General features: G+C 63.2%; 24 protein-coding genes. 6 read left to right on the forward strand and 18 right to left on the reverse strand.

Going from position 1 to position 25,622, the window contains the following annotated elements; all coding sequences use genetic code 11:
• The first annotated feature begins 12 nt into the window (after positions 1–12).
• Both JT360_RS13065 and JT360_RS13070 read left to right on the forward strand, forming a co-directional pair.
• Positions 13–330: a Dabb family protein gene (locus JT360_RS13065; protein ID WP_214472027.1), complete on the forward strand. Its 318-nt coding sequence runs from the start codon at positions 13–15 to the stop codon at positions 328–330.
• Between the two features lie 90 nt (positions 331–420).
• Positions 421–1,638: an MFS transporter gene (locus tag JT360_RS13070; RefSeq protein ID WP_214472028.1), complete on the forward strand. Its 1,218-nt coding sequence runs from the start codon at positions 421–423 to the stop codon at positions 1,636–1,638.
• Between the two features lie 4 nt (positions 1,639–1,642).
• Here JT360_RS13070 and JT360_RS13075 read toward each other — a convergent pair whose 3' ends face one another.
• The 12 genes from JT360_RS13075 to JT360_RS13130 all read right to left on the reverse strand — a co-directional run bounded on the left by JT360_RS13075 (position 1,643) and on the right by JT360_RS13130 (position 16,034).
• On the reverse strand, positions 1,643–2,488 hold the full coding sequence (locus tag JT360_RS13075) for an EamA family transporter (protein WP_214472029.1): 846 nt from the start codon (positions 2,486–2,488) through the stop codon (positions 1,643–1,645).
• A 7-nt stretch (positions 2,489–2,495) separates the two neighbouring features.
• Positions 2,496–3,404, reverse strand: coding sequence for an endonuclease/exonuclease/phosphatase family protein (locus JT360_RS13080; RefSeq protein WP_214472030.1), 909 nt, complete (start codon positions 3,402–3,404; stop codon positions 2,496–2,498).
• A 172-nt stretch (positions 3,405–3,576) separates the two neighbouring features.
• Complete coding sequence (locus JT360_RS13085; protein ID WP_214472031.1) at positions 3,577–5,127, reverse strand: cation:proton antiporter; 1,551 nt, start codon at positions 5,125–5,127, stop codon at positions 3,577–3,579.
• An 81-nt stretch (positions 5,128–5,208) separates the two neighbouring features.
• Positions 5,209–6,273, reverse strand: a complete 1,065-nt coding sequence (locus JT360_RS13090) for an ABC transporter ATP-binding protein (protein ID WP_214472032.1) — start codon at positions 6,271–6,273, stop codon at positions 5,209–5,211.
• A 30-nt stretch (positions 6,274–6,303) separates the two neighbouring features.
• On the reverse strand, positions 6,304–7,095 hold the full coding sequence (locus JT360_RS13095; RefSeq protein WP_214472033.1) for an ABC transporter permease: 792 nt from the start codon (positions 7,093–7,095) through the stop codon (positions 6,304–6,306).
• Complete coding sequence (locus JT360_RS13100) at positions 7,092–8,006, reverse strand: ABC transporter permease (protein WP_214472034.1); 915 nt, start codon at positions 8,004–8,006, stop codon at positions 7,092–7,094. The genes JT360_RS13095 and JT360_RS13100 overlap by 4 nt, the downstream gene beginning before the upstream one ends.
• Positions 8,007–8,072: 66 nt before the next feature.
• On the reverse strand, positions 8,073–9,179 hold the full coding sequence (locus JT360_RS13105; protein WP_214472035.1) for an ABC transporter substrate-binding protein: 1,107 nt from the start codon (positions 9,177–9,179) through the stop codon (positions 8,073–8,075).
• A gap of 242 nt (positions 9,180–9,421) precedes the next feature.
• Positions 9,422–10,594, reverse strand: coding sequence for an iron-containing alcohol dehydrogenase (locus tag JT360_RS13110; RefSeq protein WP_214472036.1), 1,173 nt, complete (start codon positions 10,592–10,594; stop codon positions 9,422–9,424).
• A gap of 18 nt (positions 10,595–10,612) precedes the next feature.
• A complete protein-coding gene (locus JT360_RS13115; protein ID WP_214472037.1) occupies positions 10,613–12,001 on the reverse strand; it encodes an aldehyde dehydrogenase family protein in 1,389 nt (462 codons plus the stop codon).
• 183 nt (positions 12,002–12,184) lie between these two features.
• Positions 12,185–13,555 carry a glutamine synthetase family protein gene (locus JT360_RS13120; protein ID WP_214472038.1) on the reverse strand — a complete coding sequence of 457 codons (1,371 nt, stop codon included), beginning with the start codon at positions 13,553–13,555 and terminating at the stop codon, positions 12,185–12,187.
• A gap of 97 nt (positions 13,556–13,652) precedes the next feature.
• Positions 13,653–15,194, reverse strand: coding sequence for an amino acid permease (locus JT360_RS13125; RefSeq protein WP_214472039.1), 1,542 nt, complete (start codon positions 15,192–15,194; stop codon positions 13,653–13,655).
• Between the two features lie 21 nt (positions 15,195–15,215).
• Positions 15,216–16,034: an N-formylglutamate amidohydrolase gene (locus tag JT360_RS13130; RefSeq protein WP_214472040.1), complete on the reverse strand. Its 819-nt coding sequence runs from the start codon at positions 16,032–16,034 to the stop codon at positions 15,216–15,218.
• Positions 16,035–16,170: 136 nt separating this feature from the next.
• On the opposite strand from JT360_RS13130, the gene JT360_RS13135 reads away from it, so the two are divergent.
• Complete coding sequence (locus JT360_RS13135; RefSeq protein ID WP_214472041.1) at positions 16,171–16,998, forward strand: MurR/RpiR family transcriptional regulator; 828 nt, start codon at positions 16,171–16,173, stop codon at positions 16,996–16,998.
• Between the two features lie 70 nt (positions 16,999–17,068).
• Here JT360_RS13135 and JT360_RS13140 read toward each other — a convergent pair whose 3' ends face one another.
• From JT360_RS13140 to JT360_RS13165, 6 genes are all read right to left on the reverse strand, one after another.
• Positions 17,069–17,479: a GtrA family protein gene (locus JT360_RS13140; RefSeq protein WP_214472042.1), complete on the reverse strand. Its 411-nt coding sequence runs from the start codon at positions 17,477–17,479 to the stop codon at positions 17,069–17,071.
• Positions 17,476–18,294 (reverse strand): ChbG/HpnK family deacetylase, encoded by an 819-nt coding sequence (locus JT360_RS13145; protein ID WP_214472043.1) that lies wholly within the window; start codon positions 18,292–18,294, stop codon positions 17,476–17,478. Before JT360_RS13145 ends, JT360_RS13140 begins: the two co-directional genes overlap by 4 nt.
• A complete protein-coding gene (locus tag JT360_RS13150) occupies positions 18,291–19,277 on the reverse strand; it encodes a glycosyltransferase family 2 protein (RefSeq protein WP_214472044.1) in 987 nt (328 codons plus the stop codon). The genes JT360_RS13145 and JT360_RS13150 overlap by 4 nt, the downstream gene beginning before the upstream one ends.
• Entirely contained in the window at positions 19,270–20,466 is a 1,197-nt protein-coding gene (locus JT360_RS13155) for a glycosyltransferase family 87 protein (protein ID WP_214472045.1), read from the reverse strand. The genes JT360_RS13150 and JT360_RS13155 overlap by 8 nt, the downstream gene beginning before the upstream one ends.
• A 218-nt stretch (positions 20,467–20,684) precedes the next feature.
• Entirely contained in the window at positions 20,685–21,722 is a 1,038-nt protein-coding gene (locus JT360_RS13160) for a zinc-binding dehydrogenase (RefSeq protein WP_214472046.1), read from the reverse strand.
• A 53-nt stretch (positions 21,723–21,775) separates the two neighbouring features.
• Positions 21,776–23,017: an acyl-CoA dehydrogenase family protein gene (locus JT360_RS13165; RefSeq protein WP_214472047.1), complete on the reverse strand. Its 1,242-nt coding sequence runs from the start codon at positions 23,015–23,017 to the stop codon at positions 21,776–21,778.
• Positions 23,018–23,137: 120 nt separating this feature from the next.
• On the opposite strand from JT360_RS13165, the gene JT360_RS13170 reads away from it, so the two are divergent.
• From JT360_RS13170 to JT360_RS13180, 3 genes are read left to right on the forward strand one after another with little or no spacing between them, the layout of a single operon-like run.
• Complete coding sequence (locus tag JT360_RS13170; protein ID WP_214472048.1) at positions 23,138–23,953, forward strand: SDR family oxidoreductase; 816 nt, start codon at positions 23,138–23,140, stop codon at positions 23,951–23,953.
• Between the two features lie 39 nt (positions 23,954–23,992).
• A complete protein-coding gene (locus JT360_RS13175; RefSeq protein WP_250888778.1) occupies positions 23,993–24,478 on the forward strand; it encodes a MaoC family dehydratase in 486 nt (161 codons plus the stop codon).
• Positions 24,475–25,509 carry a phosphotransferase family protein gene (locus tag JT360_RS13180; RefSeq protein WP_214472049.1) on the forward strand — a complete coding sequence of 345 codons (1,035 nt, stop codon included), beginning with the start codon at positions 24,475–24,477 and terminating at the stop codon, positions 25,507–25,509. Before JT360_RS13175 ends, JT360_RS13180 begins: the two co-directional genes overlap by 4 nt.
• The last annotated feature ends 113 nt before the right edge of the window (positions 25,510–25,622 follow it).

Here is a 25,622-nt window from a genome sequence, read left to right on the forward strand (position 1 = left end):
GGGAACATGAAAATGATCAGGCACTGTGTCTTCGTCAGGTTTCGCGGCGATGTCCCCGACGGCGAGCGCGCGGCAATCCACGCCGGCCTCGAGGCGCTGCGACAGGTGATCGACGGCATGGACACCGTCCGATTCAGCGCCAATGTCAGCCCGGAGCCTTTCGCGCGCGGCTTCAGCCATGGCTTCACCATCGATTTCCGCGATGCCGCCGCGCGCGATGCCTATCTGGTGCATGAAGCGCATCAGCGCGCCGGCGCCCGGCTGGTTGCCGCGCTCGAGGGCGGCACGGATGGATTGATGGTCTTCGATCTCGATCTTACGAAAAAGTGACCGCAGGGTCTTTCGATAGCCGGCTGATCGCTGTTCTCTTTTGCCAATCGGACGACATATCGTTCCTTTGGGGGTATAAAGGAGGACGCCTTGAAACTCACTGCCGAACAGAAGAAAACCGTCCTGGCCTCATTCCTGGGCTGGACGCTCGACGCTTTTGATTTCTTCCTTTTGACGTTCCTGCTCACCGATATTGCGAGTGAGTTTCAGACAGACATCCCGGCAGTTTCAAAGGCACTGTTCCTGACCTTGGCGACGCGCTTCATCGGTGCGTTCTTCTTCGGCATGCTCGCCGACAAATATGGGCGCAAGCCCATCCTCATGCTCAACATCGTCAGCTATTCGGTGATCGGGGCGCTCGCTGCCTTCTCGCCCAATCTCGGTATCTTCCTGGCGCTGCGCGCTTTGTTCGGCATCGCCATGGGCGGCGAGTGGGGGCTCGGCAGTTCGCTGGCCATGGAATCCATCCCGCCGAGCGCCCGCGGCATGGTCTCGGGTATCCTGCAGTGCGGCTATCCGGCCGGCTACCTCCTGGCGGCGGTGGTCTATGGCCTGCTCTATCAGCAGACCATCGGCGGCTACACGATCGGCTGGCGCGCCATGTTCCTGCTCAGCTTCCTGCCGGCGCTGATCGTGCTTTTCATTCGCTCGCACGTGCCGGAATCGCCTGCCTTCGTCGACGCACAGAAGACCGCGAGGTCCGGCATGCTGGAAACGCTGCGGAAGCATTGGCGCGTCGCGCTCTATGCCGTCGTGCTCATGATGTTCTTCAACTTCTTCAGCCATGGCACGCAAGACCTCTACCCGACTTTCCTGAAGAAGCAGCACGGCTTCGATCCGCATACGGTGAGCTGGATCACCATCGTCGCCAATATCGGCGCCATCGTCGGCGGCCTGGCATTCGGCGCATTGTCCGAGAAGATCGGCCGCGTCAACGCCATCACCCTTGCGTGCCTGATCGCCCTGCCGTCGATCCCGTTGTGGGCCTACAGCTCGACGCCGTTCATGCTGGCCATCGGCGCCTTCGTCATGCAGGTGGCGGTCCAGGGCGCGTGGGGCGTCATCCCTGTCCACCTGAATGAACTTTCGCCCGGCGCGGTGCGCGCCACCTTGCCCGGCTTCATCTATCAGGCCGGCAATCTCGCCGCATCCTATGGCGGTCCGTACCAGGCGGGGATCGCGGAGGCACCCGGTAGCAGCTACGGCTACGCGCTGGCGCTCTTTGCCGGCGTGGTGGCCGTCTGCATCATCGTCGTCATCCGCTTCAGTCCGGAACGGCGCGGTCAGGTAATGACCGTGTTGGGTTGAGGAGTCAGCCGAGCCGGAGCGCAATGACACCAGCAACAATGCTGAGCGCGGCGGCACCGCGCCAGCCGGTCATCTTCTCGCCGAGCGCGTAGACCGAGATCATCATGGCGAACAGGATCGAGGTCTCGCGCAGCGAAGCCACCGAGGCGATCGGCGCCTTGGTCATCGCCCACATCACGATCCAGTAGGCCGCACCGCTGAGCACGCCGGTGAACAGCCCAGCCTTCCAGTCACGCGCCAGAACGGGAAGCGCCTTGGGCCCGCGGAAGATGAGGCACAGCACCAGCGCGCCAAAAGCATCGCAGATGAACAGCCAGGCGGCATAGCTCTGCGCCGTGGCCGCCAGCCGCGCGCCGCTGCCGTCGGACAGCGTGTAGCTGGCGATGAAGATCGAGGTGCCGAGCGCAAAACCGACGGCGCGCAGGTTCAGCCTTTCCAGATGCGCGCCGCCACGAAACGACATCACCAGCGTTCCCGCCGATAACAGAAGGATACCTAGAATGGCTAACGGCGCCGGGGCTTCGGCAACGACGAACATGCCACCAATCGCGGCCAACAGGGGTGCAGTGCCGCGCGCCAGTGGGTAGGTCTGGGCGAAATCGCCGGCCTTGTATGCACCGATCAGGAAGGTCCGGTAGCCCATGTGGAAAATCACGGAAGCGATGATGTAGGGCCACACCTGCGCCTTTGGCACTTCGACGAACGGCAGCACCACAAGTGCGGCTGCGCCCATGCCAAGCGTCATCAGGGTGATCGACAGAAAACGGTCGAGATGGACCTTGACCAGCGCGTTCCAGATTGCGTGCATGGCGGCCGCGGCCAGCACCGCGAAGAAGACGAAAAGCGTCATGTCAGGCTCATCGACCTCCCAAGCCAAGGGGCGTCTCGAGATCGATGTCGACCCGCAGCGGGAAATGGTCCGATGCAATCTCGCCTATGTCCGAGCCGACCGAGCGCACGCGTCCGGCGAACATGCCGCCGACGAAGCAGTGGTCGAGCCGTCGCTTTGCCAGCCTGCCGTCGATGATCTTCTCATGTGTGTGGAAGTCATCAGTCGGTTCGATCGCCACTGCGGCGGCATCGACGAAGCCGTCGAGATAGGCAGCGCCGCGATGATAGGGCATGCTGCCGACGATGCGGCGGTATTCGGCGCTGCCCGGCTCCATGTTGAAATCGCCCATCCAGATCGCCGCCAGCGGATTTTCCGGCTCGGCTTCGCCACTGGTCCAGTTGCGCGAAGGCTCGTCATCGGCGCCGCTCCAGGGGCCGCCCTCGGATGGCGCGCGGCGATGTTGGGCAAGCAGATAATCGATCTGCTCCAGCCGCTCTTCCGCCGCGATGTGGGCGAGATGCAACGACAGCAGCCGCATTGGGCCGGCCGGCGTGCGGATCATGCATTCAAGTGCCGCGTTGCGGGTGTTGAGCGGCCGCAAGGTGCGGCGCATCGGCAAAGCGTGCAGCCGCGACCAGACGATCGGCAGCTTCGACAGAACCATCGTGCCGAACTGCCGGCGCCGGTTGAGCAGGCGGCCGTCACGCCGCTCGCTGGCATCCACATCGAAGGCCGGGCCGTAGACCCAGTAATAGTCCGGCAGCAGGCGCGAAAGCAGTTCCGGCTGGTCGTCGAAATTGCTGCGCTGCCAGTGCCGCTCCACCTCTTGCAGCGCAATGATGTCGGCGCCGGCAACGATCCGCGCCGCGCGCGAAAGATCGTAGCGGCCGTCGCTGCCGAACCCGTACTGGATGTTGTAGCTGACCAGCTTCATTGCTTATCCGGCTCAATTTCGGTGATGGCAGTAGCGGTTCGGCGGATTGGTTGCAATGTGCAGGAGAATGGATGCGGCTTGTGCCAGAAGCCTCCCCTGCCCCTGCCGCGTGATCTTGCGCCGATTCCAAACCGTTCCGGTATCCTCCGCGCGCCGGAAAACGGCGCGACACTCAGGTCGTCAACGGCTGGAACCGGCCAGCCGGAGACGCCGCCAGTTCCGACCAGTCGATCTCTTCCTCCAGCCGGTGATAGGCTTCATCGCCGATCGTGCCGTTACGGCGCAATTCCTCCAGCGCATCGCGCTGGCTCTTGATCGCGTAGAGACGCAGCCTGTCATACTCGGTGGCCGCCTGGGCATCCTCGGGATTTTTGGCGATCTTGCGCTGGGCGGCGTATTGTTCACGCACCGCGGCTGCCGCGCTCGACGTCTTGCCGCTCAGCACGTCCAGTGCAGCCTGCATGACCACGACGCGCGCCTGCGCGACTTCGCGGTCGACCGTTTCGTCCGGGTTGAGTTGAAGAAGGCGCAGCAGCGGCTTCAGGCTCATGCCTTGCAGTACCAGCGTGCCGAGCACGACCGTGAAGGCGGCGAGCACGATCGGATCGCGGGCGGGGAATTCGACCGGCAAGGCGAATGCCGCCGCGAGCGTCACCAGACCGCGCATGCCGCACCAGCCGATGAGCACGCCGCCGCGAAACGATGGAGCATCCCGCTGGCGGTCCGCGCCGCCGAAGCGGGCAATCCACCTGATGATCGCGCCGCAGCCCAGCACCCAGACGAGGCGCGAAACGATGACGATGGCAAGGACGATCCCGGCCAGCACGAACGCGTCGACCTGCCCTTGGCCGGCAAGCCGGCCGACGATCATACGCGCCTGCAGGCCCATCAAGACGAAAGCCAGCACATTGAGCACGAAGACCGCCGTTTCCCAAACCGAATAGGAGCTGACACGGTTTCTGGCCGGCATGTTGCGCGGAGCAGTGCGGGCGATCGTCATGGCATAGACCACGATGGTGATGATGGCGGACAATCCGATCCTGTCAGCCAGGATCCAGACCCCGAACGTGCCGGCGAATTGCACGACGGTACCGCTCGCCGGATCCTCGATGCGGCCGAGTGTCATCAGAGACAATCGGCCAAGCACATAACCAGCCGCCAGGCTGCCGAGGGTGGACAGCAGGATCATCGGCACGGCGCTGCTCAACAGAATGGAGCCCGCCGCCGCCGAAACCGCCATTCGATAGATCAACAGGGCGGTGGCGTCGTTGAGCAGGCTTTCGCCTTGCAGGATGGCGGTGATGCGGTGCGGCACCTTGAACTGGCCAAGCACGGCACTCGCCGCGACGGCATCTGGCGGCGCCACGATCGCACCAAGGGCGATGGCCGCCGCAATCGGCAGGCCTGCCATTGTCCACCCGGCCAGCGCCACCACTGCCGTGGTGAAAATAACGGCGCCAAGCGCCAGCAGGACGAGCGGCAGCCGGTAGCGATTCAAATCGCGCAGCGATGTGTCATAGGCGGCGTCGAGCAGCACCGGCGCGATGAACAGGGCAAGCGCCAGTTCCGGATCGATCTCGATGGTCGGCATGCCGGGCAGGAACGCGATGCCCACGCCTGCCAGTGCCAGCAGCGATGGGTAGGGAACCTGTACGCGCCGCGACAGCGCCGTCAGCGCAACGGCAATCAAAAGCAAGACAAGCGTCAGTTCGAAAAGAGCCATGCCCTATCGTAGCGATCGAACCAAATGATTGGCAGTGCCAAAGTCGCGGCAATGAGCAGTATCAAATGGGGTACGACGCGCCTAATGCAACACCAGCATATCGCCCGACGAGAACGAGATTTCGGCCTTCTCGCCGACGGCCGGCGGCGGTGTGGCCGAATTGTTGAACGTATCGAGCGACACCATGTTGCCGCCGATGCCGACGCGGACCCGGATCACCGAGCCGAGGAAATGCACTTCGGAAATCTCCCCGGTCAAGCTGGAGTCGCGGCCGGGCTGACGGCCAAGCGAGATCGCCTCGGGCCGCAACGCCAGCGACAGCGTGTCGCCGGATTTCGAGCCGTTGAGCTTGCCCTTGAGCAAAACCTCCTGCGTGTTGACCTGCACCTTACCGGAGGCGGCGTCGGTGACGGTGCCTTCCAGCACATTCAGCGTGCCGACGAAATTGGCGACGAATTTTGTCGCCGGCCGGTTGTAGATCTCGAAAGGCGTGCCGACCTGCTCGGCCTTGCCGCCGTACATGACCGCGATGCGGTCGGAGATCGACAGCGCCTCTTCCTGGTCATGCGTGACGAAGATGGTGGTGATGCCGAGCTTCTTCTGGATCGAGCGGATTTCCTCGCGCAGCGACACGCGCACCTTCGCGTCCAGCGCCGACAGCGGTTCGTCCAGCAGCAGGAGCTTCGGCTTCGGCGCGATCGCGCGGGCCAGAGCGATGCGCTGCTGCTGGCCGCCCGAGAGCTGGTAGGGATAGCGGTCCGCCATCTGCGGCAGCTTGATGATGCCGAGCATCTCGGCGACACGGGCATCGATATCCGCCCTAGGCATGCCGGCGACCTTCAGGCCGAAGCCGATGTTCTGCGCCACGGTGAGGTTGGGGAACAGCGCATAGGCCTGGAACACCATCCCGACATTGCGCTGGTTGGGCTTGAGCCTGGTAATGTCCTTGCCACCGACGACGATCTTGCCGGCGCTCGGCTCCTCGAAGCCGGCGACCATGCGCAGCACCGTGGTCTTGCCGCATCCGGACGGGCCGAGGAACGAGACGAATTCGCCACGTTCGACGTCGAGGTTGAAGTCCTCCACCACTGTCGTGGCACCGAAGGATTTTCGAACGTGCTGGATGGAGAGGAACGGATCGGCCATGGTCTTGCTCTTTCGATCAGTACTTTTCGCTCAATTGGGGCGGTTCGCCGATTTCGGCGCGAAGCGGGACAGGATCTGGATCAGCGACATGCACCCCCAGGTGATGGCGAAGGCGATGATGGCAAGGGCCGCCGGCTCATAGGCGCGGTTGGCGCCGATGTTCTGCAGATAGGGGCCGAAGGCCGGCCGGTTGAGCAGGCTCGCCATGGTGAACTCGCCAATGACGATCGCGAAGGTCAGGAACGCGCCCGACAACACCGCGATCAGCACATTGGGCAGGATAACCCGCGTGATGATCGTCGACCAGCCGGCACCCAGGATCTGCGCCGCTTCCGTCAGCGTGCGCACGTCGATGGTGCGAAGCCCGGTGTCGACCGCTCGGTACATGTAGGGCAGCGCCAGTGTCGCGTAGCCGATGACCAGCAACGCATTGGTCCCCGTGTCGGTCGCCAGGAACGGCAGCGGCGAATTCGAGCCATACATTCTGATGTAGCCGAAGACGATGACGATGGCCGGGATGACCAGCGGCAGCAAGGTGATGAACTCGACGACCGGCCGCAGCTGCGGCAGGCGAAGCCGGATCCAGTAGGCAGCCGGCACCACGATGAGCACACCGAGAATGATGGTGAAGATGGCCGCGAGCACCGAATAGCCGAACGTCGCCTGGAAGCGCGCGTCGCCCAGCACGACCTTGTAGGCGTCAAGGGAATAGGCGCCGCGCCGCATGCGCATGGAAAACTCCACCGTCGCGATCAGCGGAATGAAGAAATAGGCCGCGCCGAGCGCAAAGACGACCCAGGCCCAGAAGCGTCCGCCCTTCATTTCAGCCACCTCTCGGAACGGGTGCGGAACCAGATGTAGAAGACATTGGCAAGACCAGTAATGACGATCATGCCGAAGGCGATGGCATAGCCGAGATGGGCGTTGTGCAGCACGTCGCCACGGATCTGGGCATAAAGCAGGATCGGCACGATGTTGAGCGATGAGCCGGTCAGCGCGTAGGCGGTGGCGATGGCGCCGAAGGCATTGGCGAACAGCAGGATCACAGTGCCGAGGAAACTCGGCCAGATCACCGGAATGACCACCATGCGCCAATATTGCGACATCGTCGCGCCGAGCGTCGCGGCGGCCTCGCCCCATTCCTTCTTCAGCCCGTCGATGGCCGGCACGATGATGACCACCATCAGCGGGATCTGGAAATAGACATAGGTCAGCGTCAGGCCCCAGAACGACAGGATGTTGAAGCCGTGCGCATAGATGTTGAGGCCGAACAGGGTGTTCAGGATCACCGTCGCCAGGCCAAGCCGGCCGAGGGTGGCAAGGAAGGCGAAGGCCAGCGGCACGCCGGCAAAATTCGAGGCGACACCGGAAAAGGTCAGTGTCGCCGAACGTATCCAGTCCGGCAGGCCGCCGCGCACGATGGCAATGGCAATCGCCAGTCCCGCGAATGCGCCAATCAGCGATGAAGCGAGACTGACCTTGATCGAAATCCAGTAGGCGGCGACGATCGACGGCTGTGCCAGCGCGGCAATGTTTTCCAGTGTGAATTCGCCGGCATCGTTCTGGAATGCGCCCAGCATCAGATAGAGCGTGGGCAAGATCAGGAACATGATGGCGAAGATGAAGAACGGCGCTACGCCGAGCCATTGCGTCGGCAGCCTGAGGCGGCGCGCCTCGGCGGGAGGCGCGGTCTTGCCGGCAACAGCGTGATCGGAAAATGAGAGATCGGTCATGCGCCGGCTACCGTCTTCGAGAGGACGAACCGGGCGGCCGTGAAGCCGCCCGGTGGATTTCAAGTCTTACTTGACGTTGGCGCCGACAACGGCGTCCCAGTTCTTGGTGATGGCTTCCTTGGCCTTGCCCTGCTCGTCGAGCGTCGGGAACGCCGCAGCCGCATAGGACTCGGCCGGCGGCAGCTTGGCCAGCACGTCCGCCGGGATCTTGTTGTTCTTGGCAAGATCGTTGAAGCGGATCGGGTGGCAGTAACCCTTCAGCCAGGCGATCTGGCCTTCGTCGGAATAGAGGTATTCCAGCCAGAGCTTGGCTGCGTTCGGGTGCGGCGCATAGGCGCTGATGGCCTGCACATAGACGCCGGCGACGACACCGGTCTTCGGCACGACGACGTCGACGGGCGGGTTGCCCTTCAGCGTGTCACGTCCGGCGAGCGCGTTGTAGTCCCAGGTGACGAGGATCGGCGTCTGGCCCTGGGCGAGCGTGGCCGCCTTGCCGATAACCGGCACGAAATTGCCGGCGGCGTTGAGCTTCTTGAAGAAGTCGAGGCCGGCGGTGCCGGCGGCTTCGCCAGCGGCGGCACCCGACGACAGGCCAGCGGCATATACCGCCTGGATGGCCTGGTTCGACGCGCGCGGATCACCGGCCAGGGCGACCGAGTTGGCGAATTCCGGCTTCAGCAGGTCGGCCCAGTCCTTCGGCGATTCCTTGACCAGGTCCTTGTTTACCTGGAACGAAAGCACGCCGTAATAGTCGCCGGTCCAAAACCCTTCCGCATCCTTGGCGCTGTCCGGGATCGAATCCCAGGTCGACACCTTGTATGCCTGGATCAGACCGTCCTTCTTGGCGGACGGACCGAAGGAGAGGCCAACGTCGATGACGTCGGGCGCCTGCGGACCCTTGTTGTCCTTGTTGGCCTTGATCGCCTCGACCTCGTCGCCGGAGCCGGCATCGGGGTTGAGTTCGTTGATGGTGATCCCAGGATACTTCGCCTTGAAGCCGTCGATGACGGCACCGTAGCCGCACCAGTCATGCGGCAAAGCGATGGTGGTGAGCTGGCCTTCCGCCTTGGCGGCCTTGACGAGATCGTCCAGCGAAGCCGCCGACGAAATCGCCGACGACACCATCAGGGTCGCGGCCGAAAGGGAAAGCACTTTCCCCGTGAATTTCAACATGTGTTCTCTCCGTTGAACTGACGCCGTTGGACGCCTGCGATGCGGTATCGTTTTCATGTGACAGCCAGATGAAAGCTTTGTGAAACCGGTTGCTCGCAGTGCGAAAAAGTAAACTCTTTTTAACCTGATGTAGCAATCGCCTCGCGATTCTTTTTCCGGCTAATTAGTTTCTGCCTTGCCCTTCATGTCCTCCCCTTGTTTTTGCACCTCTTTTCCAGATCACATTCGCTGCGGAAAAAGCCTCAGACAGTGCCCGCGATGGCGTTTTCGAGCAATGTCAGCGCCGCCTTCTTGGTCAGCTTGACCGGGTTGCCGCCGGCCGTCGGGTCGACCACCGCCATGTCCGCGATCAGCGCCTTGCGCTTCTTGTCCATGTCGAGCCCCTTGATCAGGCCAGGCAGCGCATGCGGCACCTTCAAGTCCTTGCGCAGTTTGATTATTGCCTTGGTGAAGCCGTCGAAGCCGCCCTTGATGCCGCAGTAAGCGGCGAGCCGGGCAATGCGCTCCTCGATGGAACCGCGATTGAAGGCGAGCACATAGGGCATGAACACCGCATTGGTCATGCCGTGATGGGTGTCGTAGAGCGCGCCGATCGGGTGCGACAGCGAATGGATGGCGCCGAGCCCCTTCTGGAAGGCGGCGGCGCCCATGGCGGCGGCGCTCATCATATGGGCGCGTGCGACGATATCCTTGCCGTTGGCGAAGGCCTTCGGCAGGTTCTCTAACACCAGCCTGATGCCTTCGACCGCGATGCCGTCGGCCATCGGATGATAGCCGGGCGCGCAATAGGCTTCCAGGCAATGGGCAAGTGCGTCCATGCCGGTGCCGGCGGTGATGAAGCCCGGCATGCCGACCGACAGCTCCGGATCGGCAATCACGATCGCCGGCAGCAGCTTCGGATGGAAGATGACCTTCTTGGTGTGTGTCTCTTCATTGGTGATGACGCCGGCGCGGCCGACTTCGGAGCCGGTGCCGGCGGTGGTCGGCACCGCGATGATGGGAGCGATCGCATCCGAATTGGCGCGCGTCCACCAGTCGCCGACATCCTCGAAATCCCACACCGGCCTGACCTGGCCGGCCTGGAAGGCGATCAGCTTGCCGAGATCGAGCGCCGAGCCGCCGCCGAAGGCGATGACGCCGTCATGCTTGCCCTTCTTGAACACCGCGATGCCGGCGGTGAGGTTGGACTCGACCGGGTTCGGCCTCACCTCGGAAAAGACGCCGTAGGGCACCTTGGCATCGTCAAGGATTTTCAGGGTCGAGGCGACGACTGGCAGTTTCGCCAGGCCGGGATCAGTGACGAACAAAGGCCGCTTGATGCCGGTGGCAGCAAGCACCTCGGGCAATTCCTTGATACGCCCGGCGCCGAAGCGGACGGTGGTGGGATAGTTCCATTTGGAAATCAGCTTGGACATTTTTTGTCTTTCGAAAAATCAGATGGCTTCACGCAGGTGGAAGGATTTTGGCCTGGTCAGATTGTCGTAGCCGATGGCTGACAAGCCCGCGCCCTTGCCGGTGTCCTTGACGCCGGTCCAGACCAGTGCCGGATCGAGATAGTCACAGCGGTTCATGAACACCGTGCCGGTCTCGACGCGGTTGCCGATCGCCACCGCATGCTCGGTATCGCGCGTCCAGATCGAGGCTGTCAGCCCGTAGGGACTGTCGTTCATCAGCGCGATCGCCTCTTCGTCGTTGCGCACCTTCATGATGCCGACGATCGGGCCAAAGCTCTCTTCGCGCATGACGCTCATCTGGTGATCGACTTGCGTCAGCACCTCCGGCGCCAGATAGGGCGAACCGGCCTTGTCGTTGGCTACCTTCATGTTGATGTGCGCCTTGGCGCCTTTGCGCAGCGCTTCGGCCTTCTGCTCGCGGATCAGATCGGCGAAGCGCGCCTGCGCCATCGGCCCTATCGTCGTCGCCTGTTCCAGCGGATTGCCGACGACATAGTTCTTCGTCTCGGCAATGAAGCCTTCGACGAACTCGTCATAGACCTTTTCGTGCACATAGACGCGCTCGATGCCGCAGCAGCACTGGCCCGAATTGTAGAACGCGCCGTCGACCAGATTGGCGACCGCGTGATCCATCTTGGCGTCCGGCAGCACATAGGCCGGATCCTTGCCGCCAAGCTCGAGGCCGAGCGTCATGAACGTGCCCGCCGCCGCCTTTTCGATGGCACGGCCGCCGCCGACCGAGCCGGTGAAATTGACATGATCGATCTTGCCCGAGCCGAGCAGCTTCTCGGTCTGGGCATGGTTGAGCACGACATTCTGGAACACGCCCTTGGGCAGGCCGGCCTTGTCGAAGGCCTGTTGAAAACGTTCGCCGACCAGCAGCGTCTGCGCAGCATGTTTCAGGATAACGGCATTGCCGGCCATCAGCGCTGGCACGACGGTGTTGACTGCCGTGAGATACGGATAGTTCCACGGCGCGATCACCATGACGACGCCGAGCGGATCCTTCTTCACATAGCGGCGGAACCCGTCCTTGGGATTGGAGGCCGGCACGGATTTGAGCGCCGCCTCGGCGATCTCGACCATGTAGTTGGTGCGTTCCTTGACGCCGCCAAACTCGCCGCCATAGCGAACCGGCCGCCCCATCTGCCAGGCGATCTCCGGCACGATGTCGTCGGTCATCGCGACCAGCGCTTCGAGCATCGCCAGCATGTACTTGCCGCGCTCGACGATCGGCACCTGCGCCCACTTCTCCTGCGCCGCTTTGGCGCGCTCGACTGCGGCATTGATCGCCTGATCCGTTGCCACAGGCCGCTCGGCATAGATCGAGCCATCGACGGGGGTAATGAGTTTGACCGTTTCGGTCATTTTGGAAGTCCTCGCATTCTACAACAAAATCGCATGGGCTTGATGCTACCCCTCATCCGCCTGCCGGCACCTTCTCCCCGTATGGTGACGGGGAGAAGGACAAAGCTCCGGCATCGGCGCCCCTCTTCCCGTTCTTCACGGAGAGAGGGAAAGGGTGAAGAGCGGCGCTAACGCCGCGGCAATCTAATACCGCTCGAACCCCCTGTGCAGTTCCCAGTCCGTGATCCGGCGGTCGTATTCGAACTGCTCCCATTTGGCGGTGTGGACGTAATGTTCGAGCACGTCCTCGCCGAGCGCCTGCTTCAGCATCTCCGACTTGGCCAGTGTCTCGGTGGCATCGCGCAGCGTCTTCGGGATCTCCGGCAGGCGTGAGGCCTGATAGGCATCGCCGACGAAAGGCTTCTGCAATTCGAGCTTCTCGTCGATGCCGGCCAGGCCGGCGGCGATCAGCGCCGCGAAGGCGAGATAGGGGTTCAGGTCGGCGCCGCCGATGCGGCACTCCATGCGGATGCCCTTGGTGCCCTCGCCGCACAGGCGGAAGCCGGCGGTGCGGTTGTCCTCGCTCCACATGATTTTGGTCGGCGCGAAGGTGCCAGCCTGGAAGCGCTTGTAGGAGTTGATGTAGGGCGCCAGGAACCAGGTGAACTCATTGGCATATTTCAACTGCCCGGCCGCCCATTGCTGGCCGAGCGTCGACAGCGTCCAGTCGGCCTCTTTGTCGAAAAACAGGGGCGTCTTGCCGTCGGCGCTCCAAAGCGAATTGTGAATGTGGCTGGAGTTGCCGGCGAGCCCGTAATTGTATTTCGACATGAACGAGATTGCCTTGCCCTCGGACTCGGCGATCTCCTTGGCACCGTTCTTCAGGATGACGTGGCGATCGGCCATGTCGAGCGCCTCGGCATAGCGCACATTGATCTCTTCCTGGCCCGGACCCCACTCGCCCTTGGAATTCTCGATCGGGATGCCGGCCGCTTCCATCTCGTTGCGAAGCCGGCGCATGACGCCTTCTTCCTTGGTGGTGATGCCGATCTGATAGTCGCCAATATAGGGCGAGGCGGTGTCGAGGCCCTGCCAATGCTTCTTGCGGGCGGAATCGTAGGTCTCATTGAACAGATAGAATTCGAGTTCGGAGGCGAAATAGCCGATATAGCCGCGCTCGCTCAGCCGCTTGACCTGCTTCTTCAGGATGGCGCGCGGCGAATGCGGCAGGTCGTCATGGGTGTGGTGGTCGAGCACGTCGCAGATCACCAGGGCGGTCTTTTCCAGCCACGGAATACGCCGCAGCGTGGCAAGGTCCGGCTTCATGACGAAATCGCCATAGCCCTTCGACCAGCTTGCCGCCTTGTAGCCCGGCACCGGTTCCATATCGATGTCGGCGGCCAGGAGATAGTTGCAGCCATGCGTCTCGTCATGCGCGGAATCGACGAAGTACTGCGCCAGGAAACGCTTTCCCGCCAGCCGGCCCTGCATGTCGACGATGCATGCCAGCACCGTGTCGATCTCGCCGCTGGAGACCGCCTTCTTCAACTGATCGAACGAGAAATTTCCGGCCATTCCTTTGGCACTCCAGCGCTTGGCGTTTCGGGCTTGTCACATTGAACGGGAACAAAAAGCCGTGGCGAGCGAACCCGCCACGGCCGTGATCGCTTGCTTAGACCGCTTCACCGACCGCCTTTTCGGCGGCTGCGATGATCGCCCTGCGCTTGGCGATTGCCGCCTCACCGATGGGCGGCCCCTGGAAGCGACGGTTTTCGATGGCAAACCACAAAACAACGAGCAGAACGATCAGCCCGATGGCGTAGTTGATCAGGATGTCGAAGGGCGGTTGGATGCCGGCATACATCAACACCAGAACACCAAGCACGGTGATGATGGCGAACGGCTTTGACCAGATGCCGAGTCGGAACGGTCCGAATTCGGTCCAGCTCTTTCCTTCGGCAAGAAGTCCGGCCGCTATCGGCATTGCATAGGAGACATAGAGGAAGAGTGCGCAACCGGCTGCGAGGGCAGCGAAAGCCGGCGAATAGAGCGTGGCGGCAATCGACAGCACGACGCCGAGCCAGATGGCCGGGACGGGCGTGCGCCAAGTCGGCGAAACCTGCTTCCAAAGGGATGACCCCGGCAGACCTCCGTCGCGCGAAAAGGCAAAGATCATTCGCGAGGTCGAGGTGAGACCAGCCAGCGCACACAGATAATTCGCCAGCACAATGCAGATGCCGAGCAGGTCCTTCAGCCAAGTCGGCGCCGGCAAGTTGTTGAACAAGTTGAACCAGGCATTGCCGCCGTCCTTGGCGGTCGCCACGAGATCGGGGCTCGCGAGGACGAACGAGACCGCCATGACGAAACCGAAGACCAGAGACCACAGGACCGAGTGGATCATGCCCCTGGGCACCGCGACGCGGGCATTGTGCGTTTCCTCTGCGGTATGCGCCGAGGCGTCAAAGCCGGTGATGGTATAAAGCGGATAGAGAAGACCGATCAGGAAGGCCACGAGCGCCGTGCGAGCGGTCGGAACGTAGCCCCCACCGAGATCGCCGGTCGTGTTGACGAAAGTCGTCAACCGCGAAAGATCGAAGTTATGTGCGCCCCAGATCAGGAAGGTGAGCGTCAGGACAACCGCAACAACGAGGATGAGATAGCCGGAAAAGTCGGTCAATCTCGTTGTCGTCTTGATGCCGAGGTGATTGAAAAGACCTTGGGTGACGGTAATGACGACGACCGCCGCCGTCTGCTGCCAGAAGCCCCAGGTCGATGTATCCAAGCCGAGGATCGGACCCGCAACGAGCCCCTGGAACAGCAGATAGACGCCGACATTCACCGAAGCGACGACGAAGATCAGGCCGAGCAGGTTGATCCAGGCCGTTGCCCAACCCCAGCCGCGCCCGCCCAGAATCGAGGACCAGTGGTAGAGGCCGCCGGCGGTGGGATAGGCCGAGCCGATCTGGCCGAGCGAAGCGGCGACGACAAGGGCGAAGAGACCGCCGATGGCCCAACCGATGGTCGCCTCGAAACCACTACCGGTGGCCATGGCCAGCGGGAATGACGTGATGCCGCCGGCCAGAATGCAGATAATCGAGAACGAAATGGCGAAGTTTGAGAAGCCGCTCATGCGGCGAGCCAATTCCTGGGCGTAGCCCATATTGTGAAGGATTTTTACGTCCTCCGACTTGTCCGTGTGATCAGGTGTTGTCATGTCGGAATTTCCCCTATGGTTTTAGCTGGCCGATTGTACTGACTTTCCCACTGCACGTTGTCGGGAGCCGCTGGCCTCCTCTGGTTCCAGATCCGAAAAAATGCCCGTGAGCAGATCCGCCCATTTCCGCTGCCCGGTCTCGCCGGAGATTTCATCGTTGCGAATTTCGATCATCGCGCAGGGCAGCCCCCGCGAACGCGCATGCCGTTCCAGCGTGAAATAGACGCGGTCGGCCGGTGAATAAGGTTCGTTGACGCCGACAGTGACACCGGCAAGCCGCTTGAGCGCCGATATCAGCGGCGCCGCCAGCCGGCGATCCTCGTCATGGATGATGCCGATATGCCAGGGCCGATTGCGGCCCTTGTAGACCGGCGTGAAGGAATGCACCGAAACCAGACGCGTGTCCTTGCCGCGCGCCAGCCTGTCTTCGACAATATGCTCGATGGCTCTGTGAAACGGCTGCCATGACAGGGCGACCCGCTCGGCGCGCTGCTTGTCCGTCAGACCGGTATTGCCCGGTATGGCTGTGGTTTCGCTGACCGGCGGCACAAGGTCCGGTGCGTCGAGTGGCCTGTTGCAGTCGATGACGAGACGCGAAATGCGGGTTTCGACCAGCGTGGCATCGAGCGCTTGTGCCATGCGCGACGCAACCGGCAGCGCGCCGGGATCCCAGGCGATGTGGCGGGACAGGTCCTCGGCGGCGAGGCCGAGAGTACCGAATTCGGCTGGCAGGAAATTGGACGCGTGATCGCAGGTCAGCACGAAAGGGCTCGATCCGCCGGGGTTCGTCACCCTCACGGAATCAGACGATGCAAGGCTGGCGGGCCGTGCTTTCTCCATAGTCTGCGGTCCCCGGGGAGCGCTGTATCGTATGTTACGTATTTTGTCTCATTGCGTCCCTGTGGATGATTTCATACAGTTTGTCCGGCTTTGTCAAATGCGATCTCATAGGCCGAGCCAGTGGGTGGGGGAAAAGATGATTTCCAGCATTGCCGAACTGATCGCCGACCGCATTGGCACGATGCCGGCCGGAGAACGGCGCGCGGCGCAGACGCTGATCGCGAGCTATCCGATGATCGGCCTGAAGACCGTCGCCGAATTCTCGGCCGCGGCCGGCGTCTCCTCGCCGACGATCCTGCGCTTCGTTGCCCGGCTCGGCTTCCAGAACTATCCGGAATTCCAGTCGAGCCTGCAGGACGAGCTGGCGGCGCAGCTGCAGTCGCCAGCGATACGGTCCCTCAACCCGCCCTCGCCCGGCGGCGGAACGGTGTCGCCGATGCTGGAAGCGACGCTCGACAATATGCGCGAGACCTTCCGCCACCTCTCCGACAAGCAGCTTGAAGACATCGCCGCACGGCTTGCCGACCGGCGCGGCAAGACATTCCTCATCGGCGGCCGCTTCACCGACCCGCTGGCGCGCTACATGGCCGCCCACCTCGCCGTCGTCCAGTCCGATGTCTTTCACCTCGCAGGACAGGAGAGCATGTGGCGCGACAGGCTGATCGACATGGGCAAGCGCGACGTGCTGGTGATCTTCGACATCAGGCGCTATCAGGACAGCCTCGTCCGCTTCGCCGAGAAGGCGCACCAGCGTGGCGTTCAGATCGTGCTCTTCACTGACCAGTGGCTGTCGCCGATCGCCCGCTTTGCCCGCCATGTCATTGCCGGGCGAACCGCTGTGCCGTCGGCATGGGATTCTTCGGCCGCGCTTTTCGTCGTCGCCGAAACGCTGATCGGCGCCGTCACCAGACAACTCGAGGCCGACGGCGCCCGGCGCATCCGCGAGATGGAAAGCCTGCGTTAGGCAGTGGCGGTGACCGTGGTGATGATTGCTCAGTCACTCAGGTCCATTTCGCCTTCGACGGGACCGGGACCTACCTCAAGAGCCGGCCTTCGATCGACCAGCGGGCGGCGAGGAAATTCAGCACTGCCGCCACGATGACGCCGCCGATCTTTGCCGGCCACACGCCGGCCAAGCCGGCGAAGAGTACGATCGACAGGCTGGAGACGCCGAGCGAAATCAGCGCCCCAAGCGAGACAAAGCGAAGGAAGGCGTCATGCAGCCGGATGGCCTGGTTGCGCTCGAACGACCAGAAGCCATTCGCCACGAAAGAAAAGATGACGGCAATCGACCATGAGATGATGTTGGCCGGCAGCGGCGAGACATGCAGCTTGAGCAGCAGGAAAAAGCCGGCAAGGTCGATGGCCGTGTTCGCCAGCCCGACAATGGCGAAGCGGACGATCTTGCTGCCGGTCGAACGCCGGGGCTGTTCCGCGCCGCTCATTCCCTGCCGTCCATGATCTCGACATTGGCGCGGGCCAGGCTCGCGGCGAACGCATCCGAGGCCAGGACCGCGAATTCTACCTCGCGCACGCCTTGCATCGGGTCGCGCGCCCGCAGCGTCTCGTCGACGTGGCCAGGATGGCACATGAACAGGCCTCGTTCCGGCAGCGCGTCGACGGCGGCCTGCAGAACCGGGGCAAACCTTTCGGGGTGCCGCCAGTCATAGATGCCGGCGAGCGGCTCGAAAATGGTGAAGCTGGCGCGCCCCATCGACCGGTTGAAGCCGGCCGCCACGGCAGCGATTGCGGCGACTTTCGGTGCTACGGCGGCATTGCCCAGCGCCGGGGCACCACGCAACGCCGGCCTGCCGGCGGCTTCGGAAAAACGCGCCCGCAGCCATTTGCGCACGACAGGCAGGAAATGCACGTGCTGGTGGCCGTCGATGAAGTCAGGCTGGCGGTCCAGCCCCTCGATGAAGCGGTCGTACTGCGCGTCGAGCTCGGCATGGACGTCCCGGTGGTCAATGCCGCCGCGCAGCACCGGCAATGCCAGGGAACGGAGTGGCGGCAGCCGGCCTTCCGGCGCCAGGCTTGACTGGCCGGTGATGGCTGGCTGATCTGTGAGGGTCAGGTGCAGCCCGACCGCCGCGCGGCCGCACAGCGGCTTCATACGCGCCGCAGCATCTGGCCATTCCGGGAAGCCGGTCATGCAGCTGGTGCCAGTCAGGCGTCCGCGATCGAGCAGGTCGAGAATCCCGGTGGAGACCCCTGGCGCCAGGCCGTAATCGTCGGCGATCAGGCGGATGCGCCGCGTCATGTCCCGGATGCGCCCGGTGGCGTGTCGGTGGCGACCTCGCCGCGCAAGACGTCACGCACAATATAGACCGGCCGGTCCTTGCTTTCCGAGAGCGTGACCCAGACATATTCACCGATCAGGCCGAGCAGTGTGAGGTTGAGGCCGCCGAGCAGGACGACGGCAACCATCAGGCTGGGGTAGCCAGGCACCGCGATGCCGTAGAACATCACTTCGAAGAACACCTTGGCGCCGTAAAGCAGGCCTGCCAGGGCCGCCAGCATACCGCTCAGGCTGATGATGCGCAGCGGGATGACGGAAAACGACGTAAATCCTTCCAGCGAGAAGGCGATCAGGTTGAGCCGGCTCCACTTCGACGTGCCGCTGGCGCGGTTCTCGGGCGAATAGGCTATGGCTTTCTGGCGGAATCCGGCCCAGGCGAACAGGCCCTTGTTGAAGCGCCGCTTGTCACGCAAGCTCGTCAGGGCGCGCACCACGGCACCACGCATGACGCGAAAATCACCCGCGTTCTCGGGAATGTCGAAACGCTGGCTGCTGTTGATCAGGCTGTAGAAAAGCCGCGCCAGCTGGCTGCGCCGCCAGCTGGCCTCGCGGCGGTCGTTCTGCGCGTAGATGACGTCGACGTCAGGGTTTTCCACCAGCTCGGCGATCATCTTCAGGCTGGTGTCCATCGAATGCTGGAGATCGGCGTCCATGATCAGCACGATGTTGCCGCGCGACTGGTCGAGCCCGGCGAGCACCGCGACCTCCTTGCCGAAATTGCGGCTGAGCCGCACGATCTGCCAGGAACCCGACAGCGCCTGCGAAAACCGCTCGGCGCTGTCGTCGCGGCTGCCGTCATCAACCAGGATCTTGTGGACGGCCATGCCGAAACGCTGCGACACCGCAGCTTCGAGTGTGTCGAGCAACGCGGCAAAAGCCGATGCCGATTGCGCCTCGTTGAAGAACGGCGCCACGATGTCGAGAACAGGCCGTGACTCAGCCATTTGCGACAGGCCCTTCATTCATCACCTTGTCTCGCGTCACCTTGTCTCGCGTCACCTTGTCTCGCGCCTTGGCCCAAAACCACCAGATCAGGGAACCGGCAACCGCGGTGACCGCGATCGGCCGGAACCAGGGGTAGAAGAAATCATGGATGTGGCGATCGACGCCCGTCAATCCGGTCAGGAACAGCGTCACGGACAGCACCGAGGCCAAAACGCCGCCTCGTTCCTCGCGCCACAACAAGGCGACGGCGAGACCGGCGGGCACTGCGATCATGGCATAGGTGTTGGGCTCGACACGCGGGTTGAAGACGCACATGTAGAACGTCGCCGTCAGGAAGATGGCGAGATCAGCTGTTCCGCGTTCGAGCTTGCGGTCGAACCAGACGACTATGGAAAGCGTGAACAGGGCCATGACGATGCGTATGATCGTGGCGCCGAATTCCGGGATGGGCAGCCCCATTTTGATGAAGGGCGCGGTGAAGTCGGTGGGAACAAAATGGCTGGTGTTGTCGACAGCCATGGAGGTCAGCATCCCGGCGAAAACACGATACTGGTCGTTGAGATAGCCGGCGGGAGCGAAAGCATAAGGCAAGGCGATCACGAACAGCACTGCCAGCACCAGGACCGGGATCAGGCGAAGGCGCAGGGCTCCCACCAACAAGAGCATGATGATCGCGGTTGGCTTGGCAATGACGGCAACCGAAGCCCAGAAGAAGGTTTCGGCGCGCCGCCCTTCGAGCGCCGACAGAGTGAGAAGCCAGCAGGCGCCGGTCAAGAGGATCGTCGCCTGGCCGTTGCGGATCGCTCCCAGCGCCATCGGCAGGGCAAGAAACAGCCCGAAGGAAAGCAGCCATGGCAATTCCGAACCGCCGAGCTTGCGCACCTGCCGCATGGCAGCGAAGGTCAGCACCGCGAAGCCGGTGATATGCCACACCAGCCCGCCCAGCTGCGGTCCTAGCTTGAACAGCGGAATATAGAGCGCGGCAAAGGCCGGCGCGTAGAGATACCCCATCTCGGACTGGATATTGTAGAGCGGCCGGCCGGCCAGGAATTCCTGGCTGCCATATCGGTAGGCGAGCAGCACCGTGCGCGTGTCGGGGGCCCACAGGACGAGGACAAGAACGACCAGGAACGCCCCGATCCACAGGCCAAGTCCCAAACGGTCGAAAACCGGTTTGGACATCGTCATCAAGATACCCCTCAACACCCGGAAAAGGCCCAGTCCAGCACTGTCCCGGCATTCGATGGCGGCGGCATATCACGGACAAAGCAGCGTGGCATAGGGGGTTGAAAGACGCGGCCATCAACTTCGGGGTCGCCGCGGATGGGCAGACAGCGCAACGACTGAGCTGGAAAAAGCATTCAGAAAGGCTCCTGTTCGCGCTTCCGGCATAGCATCAAACGGCATCACGGCTGGATGAAAACCTTTCCGTTGGGCTTAGCCAGCTCCACCGGCACCCGCGCCATGGCCTCGGCGAGCGGCACGATCGCCGTCACGTCGGTCGACCAGCGCCCGTCGGAAAATCGCTGCTGCGCTTCCAGGATCGCCGCGCCACGGCGTTCCCTGGATTGCCGCATCCACTCGCTCAGCCAGAAGCCCTCGATATGCTTGTGCTGGAAGATCAGCTGGCCGGGTTGTCGGATAACTGTGGCTTCGGGATCGAGCCGGCCATAGATGATCCAGCGCGCCCGTTTCGGCATGACATCGAAGATCGCCGAAGCCAGCGGCCCGGTAACCGCATCGAGGAAGATGCGCGGCTGTTCGGCCTTCATCACCTGACGCAGCACCGTCTTGAAGTCGGCCGCCTTTTCATTGAGGACGTGCGCCGCGCCAAGCTCTTTCAGCGGTGCGATCTGTTCATCGCGGCGCACGGTGACAACAGGCCTGAACCCCGCCTCCTTGGCCAGGCCGATGATCAGCTTAGAGAGCTGGCTGGCGCCGGCGGTCATGATGAATGCCCTTTCGCCCTCGGTTTTGACGATGTCGAGCATGGCGATCGCGGTGAGCGGATTGACGATCATCGCGGCACCGTCCTCGTCGCGCACGGTACCGAGCAGCGGGATGCAGACCGCCGCCTCGGCGACCGCGTATTCAGCCCAAGAGCCCCAGTTGGTGACGCCGGTGGTGAAGGCGACGCGCTTGCCGATCAGGTTTTTGGGATAGGGCTCATCGCCGCTGGCGACGACCGTGCCGACGCCCTCGAAGCCGGCCGGCTGGCCCTTGGCACGCGGCTGGGCGTACTGGCCCTTGATGAAGGCGACGTCGGATGGGTTGATCGAAGCGAGACTGACCTTGATCAGCACTTGTGACGGTCCAGGCGTCGGCACCGCGATGCCGCCGGGCTGAAGATAGGGCTCCATCGCCTCGAGCGCGCTGCCGCTCGGCGTCTTGGTATAGCCGTCGCCGACCAAGAGCAGTGCCTTCATTTCGGAGGGAATGGTCATCGGTGATGCTCCCTGTTACCGGAGAGACCGCACGTGGCGCGCTGAGCGGCAGCTCAGACCTTCTCCTGCGTGTACTTCTTCAGCTCCGTCCGCGCCACTTGACGGCGATGCACGGCGTCAGGCCCGTCGGCGAGGCGCAACGTCCTCAGATGCGTCCACGAGCGCGCCAGCGGCGTGTCCTGGCTGATGCCTTGCGCGCCGAACATCTGCACCGCCTCGTCGGTGATCCTGAGCGCGACGCGCGGCGCGACGACCTTGATCTGGCTGATCCAGGGAGCGGCGGCGCGCGCATCGCCCTGGTCGATCATCCACGCCGCCTTGAGGCACAGCAGCCGGGCCATCTCGATCTCCATGCGGCATTCGGCGATGATGTCGAAATTGGCGCCGAGTTTTGCCAGGGGCTGGCCGAAGGCCTCGCGGCGCACCGAACGCTGGCACAGCATCTCCAGCGCCATCTCGGCCTGGCCGATGGCACGCATGCAGTGATGGATGCGGCCGGGACCAAGCCGTCCCTGCGCGATCTCGAAGCCCCTGCCCTCGCCGAGGATCAGGTTCGATGCCGGTACCCGCACATTGTCGAAGCGAAGATGCATGTGGCCATGCGGCGCATCATCGTCGCCATAAACCTGCATGGCGCGAACCTTGGTCACGCCCTTGGTGTCCGCTGGCACCAGGACCATGGAATGGCGGCGGTGCTGCGGTTCCTGATCGCCGCCGGTCCGCACCATGACGATGTAAATGGCGCAGCGCGGATCACCGGCGCCCGACGCCCACCATTTCTCGCCGTTGAGCACATAGTCGTCGCCCTGGCGCTCGCAGCGCATCGAGATGTTGGTGGCGTCGGACGAGGCGACATCAGGCTCGGTCATCAGATAGGCCGAGCGGATCTTGCCGTCGAGCAGCGGCTCGAGCCATGCTTTCTTGTGGTCGGCCGAGCCGTAGCGCTCAAGCACCTCCATATTGCCGGTGTCGGGAGCCGAGCAGTTGAAGGTTTCGGCGCCGAGATGCGCCTTGCCCATCTCCTCGGCCAGATAGGCGTATTCGACGGTCGACAGGCCATAGCCGCGTTCCGAGCCGGTCAGCCAGAAATTCCACAGCCCGCGCTCCCGTGCGGTCTTCTTCAGCCCTTCGAGGATCTCGCTCTGGCGCGCCGTATAGGCCCAGCGGTCGCCCTCCTTGCCGACCTCGCGGAGGAATTCCTTGTCGAGCGGCATGATCTCGTCGCGCACCATGGCCGCGACCCGCGCGTGGACCGGCCTCAGCCGCTCGGTCATGCCGAGATTCATCTCCGTCATCGGTCGCAAACCCTTCATGCAGGCCGGGCACTTTACCCGTGGCAAGGATGACCGTACTTCGGATAGCCTTGTCAACGCGAACTGTTTGCCGCATGCCGAGGCAGAGCGCGGAGGATTGTGATGAGCTATCTCGACGAGCTGTTTTCGGTGGCCGGCAAGACTGCGTTGGTGACGGGTGCGGCCACCGGTATCGGCCGCATGGTGGCCACTGCGCTGGTCAGGGCCGGCGCCAGCGTCATGATCGCTTCGCGCAAGGGCGAGGACTGCGTCAAGGTCGCCGGCGAATTGAACGGGCTCGGCGCCTCCGGCCGGGCCGAAGGCTTCGCCGGTGACGTCTCCAGCGAGGCCGGCATCGCCGCGCTCGTCGCCGAGGTCAAGGCGCGGACCGGCAAACTCGATATTCTGGTCAACAATGCCGGCGTTTCCTGGGGCGCGCCGCTGGAAAGCTTCCCCTATTCGGCATGGGCCAAGGTGTTCGGCGTCAATGTCACCGCGGTCTTCCATCTGACCCGCGAATTGCTGCCGCTGCTCGAAGCCGCCGCCAGCGACGCCGATCCGGCCCGGGTGATCAATCTGGGGTCGGTGATGGGCACGCAGCCGCTGGCCGACGACGCCTATTCCTACACCGCCTCGAAGGCCGCGGTTCATCATCTGACGCGAACCCTGGCGCTCGAATTCGCCGCCCGCCGCATTACCGTCAACGCCTTCGCGCCCGGCCCCTTCCAAAGCCGCATGACGGCCTTTGCCACCGGCACCGAGGAGCAGGCCAGACATGTCGGCAGCCATGTTCCGATCGGCCGTATCGGTGCGGCGGATGACATTGCCGGCGCAACGCTCTATTTGTGCAGCCGTGCGGGCAGCTATGTCACCGGCGCCATCCTGCCGATCGACGGCGGGCAGTCGGTGCAGCACGGCTTGACCTTGTTCAAGGAATGACATCTTCCGGCCGCAGAAGCCGGGGGTGAACTGGAGGACATGAGCGTGGAACCAATCAGTCTCGATGTGCTTCTGGCCAATGTCGGCAAGGAGGTCGGCGTCTCACCGTGGCGGGTGGTGACGCAGCGCATGATCGACCAGTTCGCCGACGCCACCGACGACCACCAGTTCATCCACTGCGACCCTGAGCGGGCCAAGCGCGAGACGCCGTTCGGCGGCACCATTGCGCATGGCTTCCTGTCGCTGTCGCTGTTGTCGGCGATGACCTTCGAGACCATGCCGCCGCTGGAAAACGGCAAGATGGGGGTCAACCATGGCTTCGATTCGCTGCGCTTCCTGGCGCCGGTAAAGACCGGCGCGCGCATCCGCACCCGTTTCGTGCTGGCCGACGTCAAGGTCAGGCCGTCGGGCTGGGTGCAGACCGCGCATGACGTGACGATCGAGATCGAGGGCTCGAAGAAACCGGCGCTCACCGCCCGCTGGCTGACGCTGACCCTGATCGAACGCCAGCCCGAGACCGCATGAGCGACCCGAACGCGCTCGACCAAACAGCGCTCGCGCCCTACCTCGAGGCGGAAATCCCAGGCTTTTCCGGGCTTGCCGCGATCGAAAAATTCAAGTCCGGCCAGTCCAACCCGACCTATCTCCTGACGGCGGCCAGCGGCCGTTACGTGCTGCGCGCCAAGCCGCCGGGGCAGTTGCTGAAATCGGCGCATCAGGTCGACCGCGAATTCCGCGTGATGAAGGCGCTTGCCGGCTCGGCTGTGCCCGTCCCCGAAATGCTGCATCTGTCGGACGAGGATTCACCGATCGGCCGCATGTTCTATGTCATGGCTTTCGTTGACGGCCGCATCTTCTGGGATCCGGCGCTGCCGGAAGCGCGCGACAATGAAGAGCGCGCCGCCATCTACGATGCCATGAACGATGCCCTTGCGGCCCTGCATGACGTCGATATCGAGGCCGTGGGCCTCGGCGATTTCGGCCGGCCGGGCAATTATTTCGAGCGGCAGCTGGCGCGCTGGACCAGCCAGTACCGCGCCTCGGAGACCGGCACCATTGCCGACATGGACCGGCTGATCGCCTGGCTGGAAACGCATATGCCGGCCGACAATATCAGTGTCTCGCTGGTGCATGGCGATTACCGGCTGGACAATTTGATCTTCGCACCGGACCGGCCAGAGGTGCTGGCGGTGCTCGACTGGGAACTGTCGACATCAGGCCACCCCTTCGCCGATATCGCCTACCAGTGCATGCAGTGGCGCCTGCCGCATGCCTCGGGCTTCCGGGGCCTCGGCGGTATCGACCGCGCAGCGCTCGGCCTGCCCTCCGAAGAGGACTATGTCGCTGCCTATTGCCGTCGGCGCGGGCTCACCGGCATCGGCAACTGGACGTTCTTCCTCGCCTTCTCCTTCTTCCGGCTGGCTGCCATCTGCCAAGGCGTCTACAAGCGCGCGCTGGGCGGCAACGCCTCCAATCCCGAAAAGGCCAGAACCTATGGCGTGGCGGTGAAGCTGCTTTCGCAGCTTGCAGTCGAACTGATCGACAAAGAGATGTGATGTGACGGGGAGAGACGGCGGCGTCGGCGCGATCTGATACCTGCCGTTTGGGAACTTGAGGCGCCCTTGTCCGTTTCCGTACAGCGTATATAATTTAACCACGCACCACCAAC

This window comes from Mesorhizobium sp. dw_380, from assembly GCF_018588885.1.
Taxonomy (GTDB): domain Bacteria; phylum Pseudomonadota; class Alphaproteobacteria; order Rhizobiales; family Rhizobiaceae; genus Mesorhizobium.

What these genes read in the sequence shown, in the direction of transcription:
- JT360_RS13065 (WP_214472027.1), top strand. Translation starts at nt 13, where the DNA reads ATGATCAGGCACTGTGTCTTCGTCAGGTTTCGCGGCGATGTCCCCGAC.
- JT360_RS13075 (WP_214472029.1), bottom strand. Translation starts at nt 2,488, where the DNA reads ATGACGCTTTTCGTCTTCTTCGCGGTGCTGGCCGCGGCCGCCATGCAC.
- JT360_RS13080 (WP_214472030.1), bottom strand. Translation starts at nt 3,404, where the DNA reads ATGAAGCTGGTCAGCTACAACATCCAGTACGGGTTCGGCAGCGACGGC.
- JT360_RS13085 (WP_214472031.1), bottom strand. Translation starts at nt 5,127, where the DNA reads ATGGCTCTTTTCGAACTGACGCTTGTCTTGCTTTTGATTGCCGTTGCG.
- JT360_RS13090 (WP_214472032.1), bottom strand. Translation starts at nt 6,273, where the DNA reads ATGGCCGATCCGTTCCTCTCCATCCAGCACGTTCGAAAATCCTTCGGT.
- JT360_RS13095 (WP_214472033.1), bottom strand. Translation starts at nt 7,095, where the DNA reads ATGAAGGGCGGACGCTTCTGGGCCTGGGTCGTCTTTGCGCTCGGCGCG.
- JT360_RS13100 (WP_214472034.1), bottom strand. Translation starts at nt 8,006, where the DNA reads ATGACCGATCTCTCATTTTCCGATCACGCTGTTGCCGGCAAGACCGCG.
- JT360_RS13105 (WP_214472035.1), bottom strand. Translation starts at nt 9,179, where the DNA reads ATGTTGAAATTCACGGGGAAAGTGCTTTCCCTTTCGGCCGCGACCCTG.
- JT360_RS13110 (WP_214472036.1), bottom strand. Translation starts at nt 10,594, where the DNA reads ATGTCCAAGCTGATTTCCAAATGGAACTATCCCACCACCGTCCGCTTC.
- JT360_RS13115 (WP_214472037.1), bottom strand. Translation starts at nt 12,001, where the DNA reads ATGACCGAAACGGTCAAACTCATTACCCCCGTCGATGGCTCGATCTAT.
- JT360_RS13120 (WP_214472038.1), bottom strand. Translation starts at nt 13,555, where the DNA reads ATGGCCGGAAATTTCTCGTTCGATCAGTTGAAGAAGGCGGTCTCCAGC.
- JT360_RS13125 (WP_214472039.1), bottom strand. Translation starts at nt 15,194, where the DNA reads ATGACAACACCTGATCACACGGACAAGTCGGAGGACGTAAAAATCCTT.
- JT360_RS13130 (WP_214472040.1), bottom strand. Translation starts at nt 16,034, where the DNA reads ATGGAGAAAGCACGGCCCGCCAGCCTTGCATCGTCTGATTCCGTGAGG.
- JT360_RS13135 (WP_214472041.1), top strand. Translation starts at nt 16,171, where the DNA reads ATGATTTCCAGCATTGCCGAACTGATCGCCGACCGCATTGGCACGATG.
- JT360_RS13140 (WP_214472042.1), bottom strand. Translation starts at nt 17,479, where the DNA reads ATGAGCGGCGCGGAACAGCCCCGGCGTTCGACCGGCAGCAAGATCGTC.
- JT360_RS13145 (WP_214472043.1), bottom strand. Translation starts at nt 18,294, where the DNA reads ATGACGCGGCGCATCCGCCTGATCGCCGACGATTACGGCCTGGCGCCA.
- JT360_RS13150 (WP_214472044.1), bottom strand. Translation starts at nt 19,277, where the DNA reads ATGGCTGAGTCACGGCCTGTTCTCGACATCGTGGCGCCGTTCTTCAAC.
- JT360_RS13155 (WP_214472045.1), bottom strand. Translation starts at nt 20,466, where the DNA reads ATGACGATGTCCAAACCGGTTTTCGACCGTTTGGGACTTGGCCTGTGG.
- JT360_RS13160 (WP_214472046.1), bottom strand. Translation starts at nt 21,722, where the DNA reads ATGACCATTCCCTCCGAAATGAAGGCACTGCTCTTGGTCGGCGACGGC.
- JT360_RS13165 (WP_214472047.1), bottom strand. Translation starts at nt 23,017, where the DNA reads ATGACGGAGATGAATCTCGGCATGACCGAGCGGCTGAGGCCGGTCCAC.
- JT360_RS13170 (WP_214472048.1), top strand. Translation starts at nt 23,138, where the DNA reads ATGAGCTATCTCGACGAGCTGTTTTCGGTGGCCGGCAAGACTGCGTTG.
- JT360_RS13175 (WP_250888778.1), top strand. Translation starts at nt 23,993, where the DNA reads ATGAGCGTGGAACCAATCAGTCTCGATGTGCTTCTGGCCAATGTCGGC.
- JT360_RS13180 (WP_214472049.1), top strand. Translation starts at nt 24,475, where the DNA reads ATGAGCGACCCGAACGCGCTCGACCAAACAGCGCTCGCGCCCTACCTC.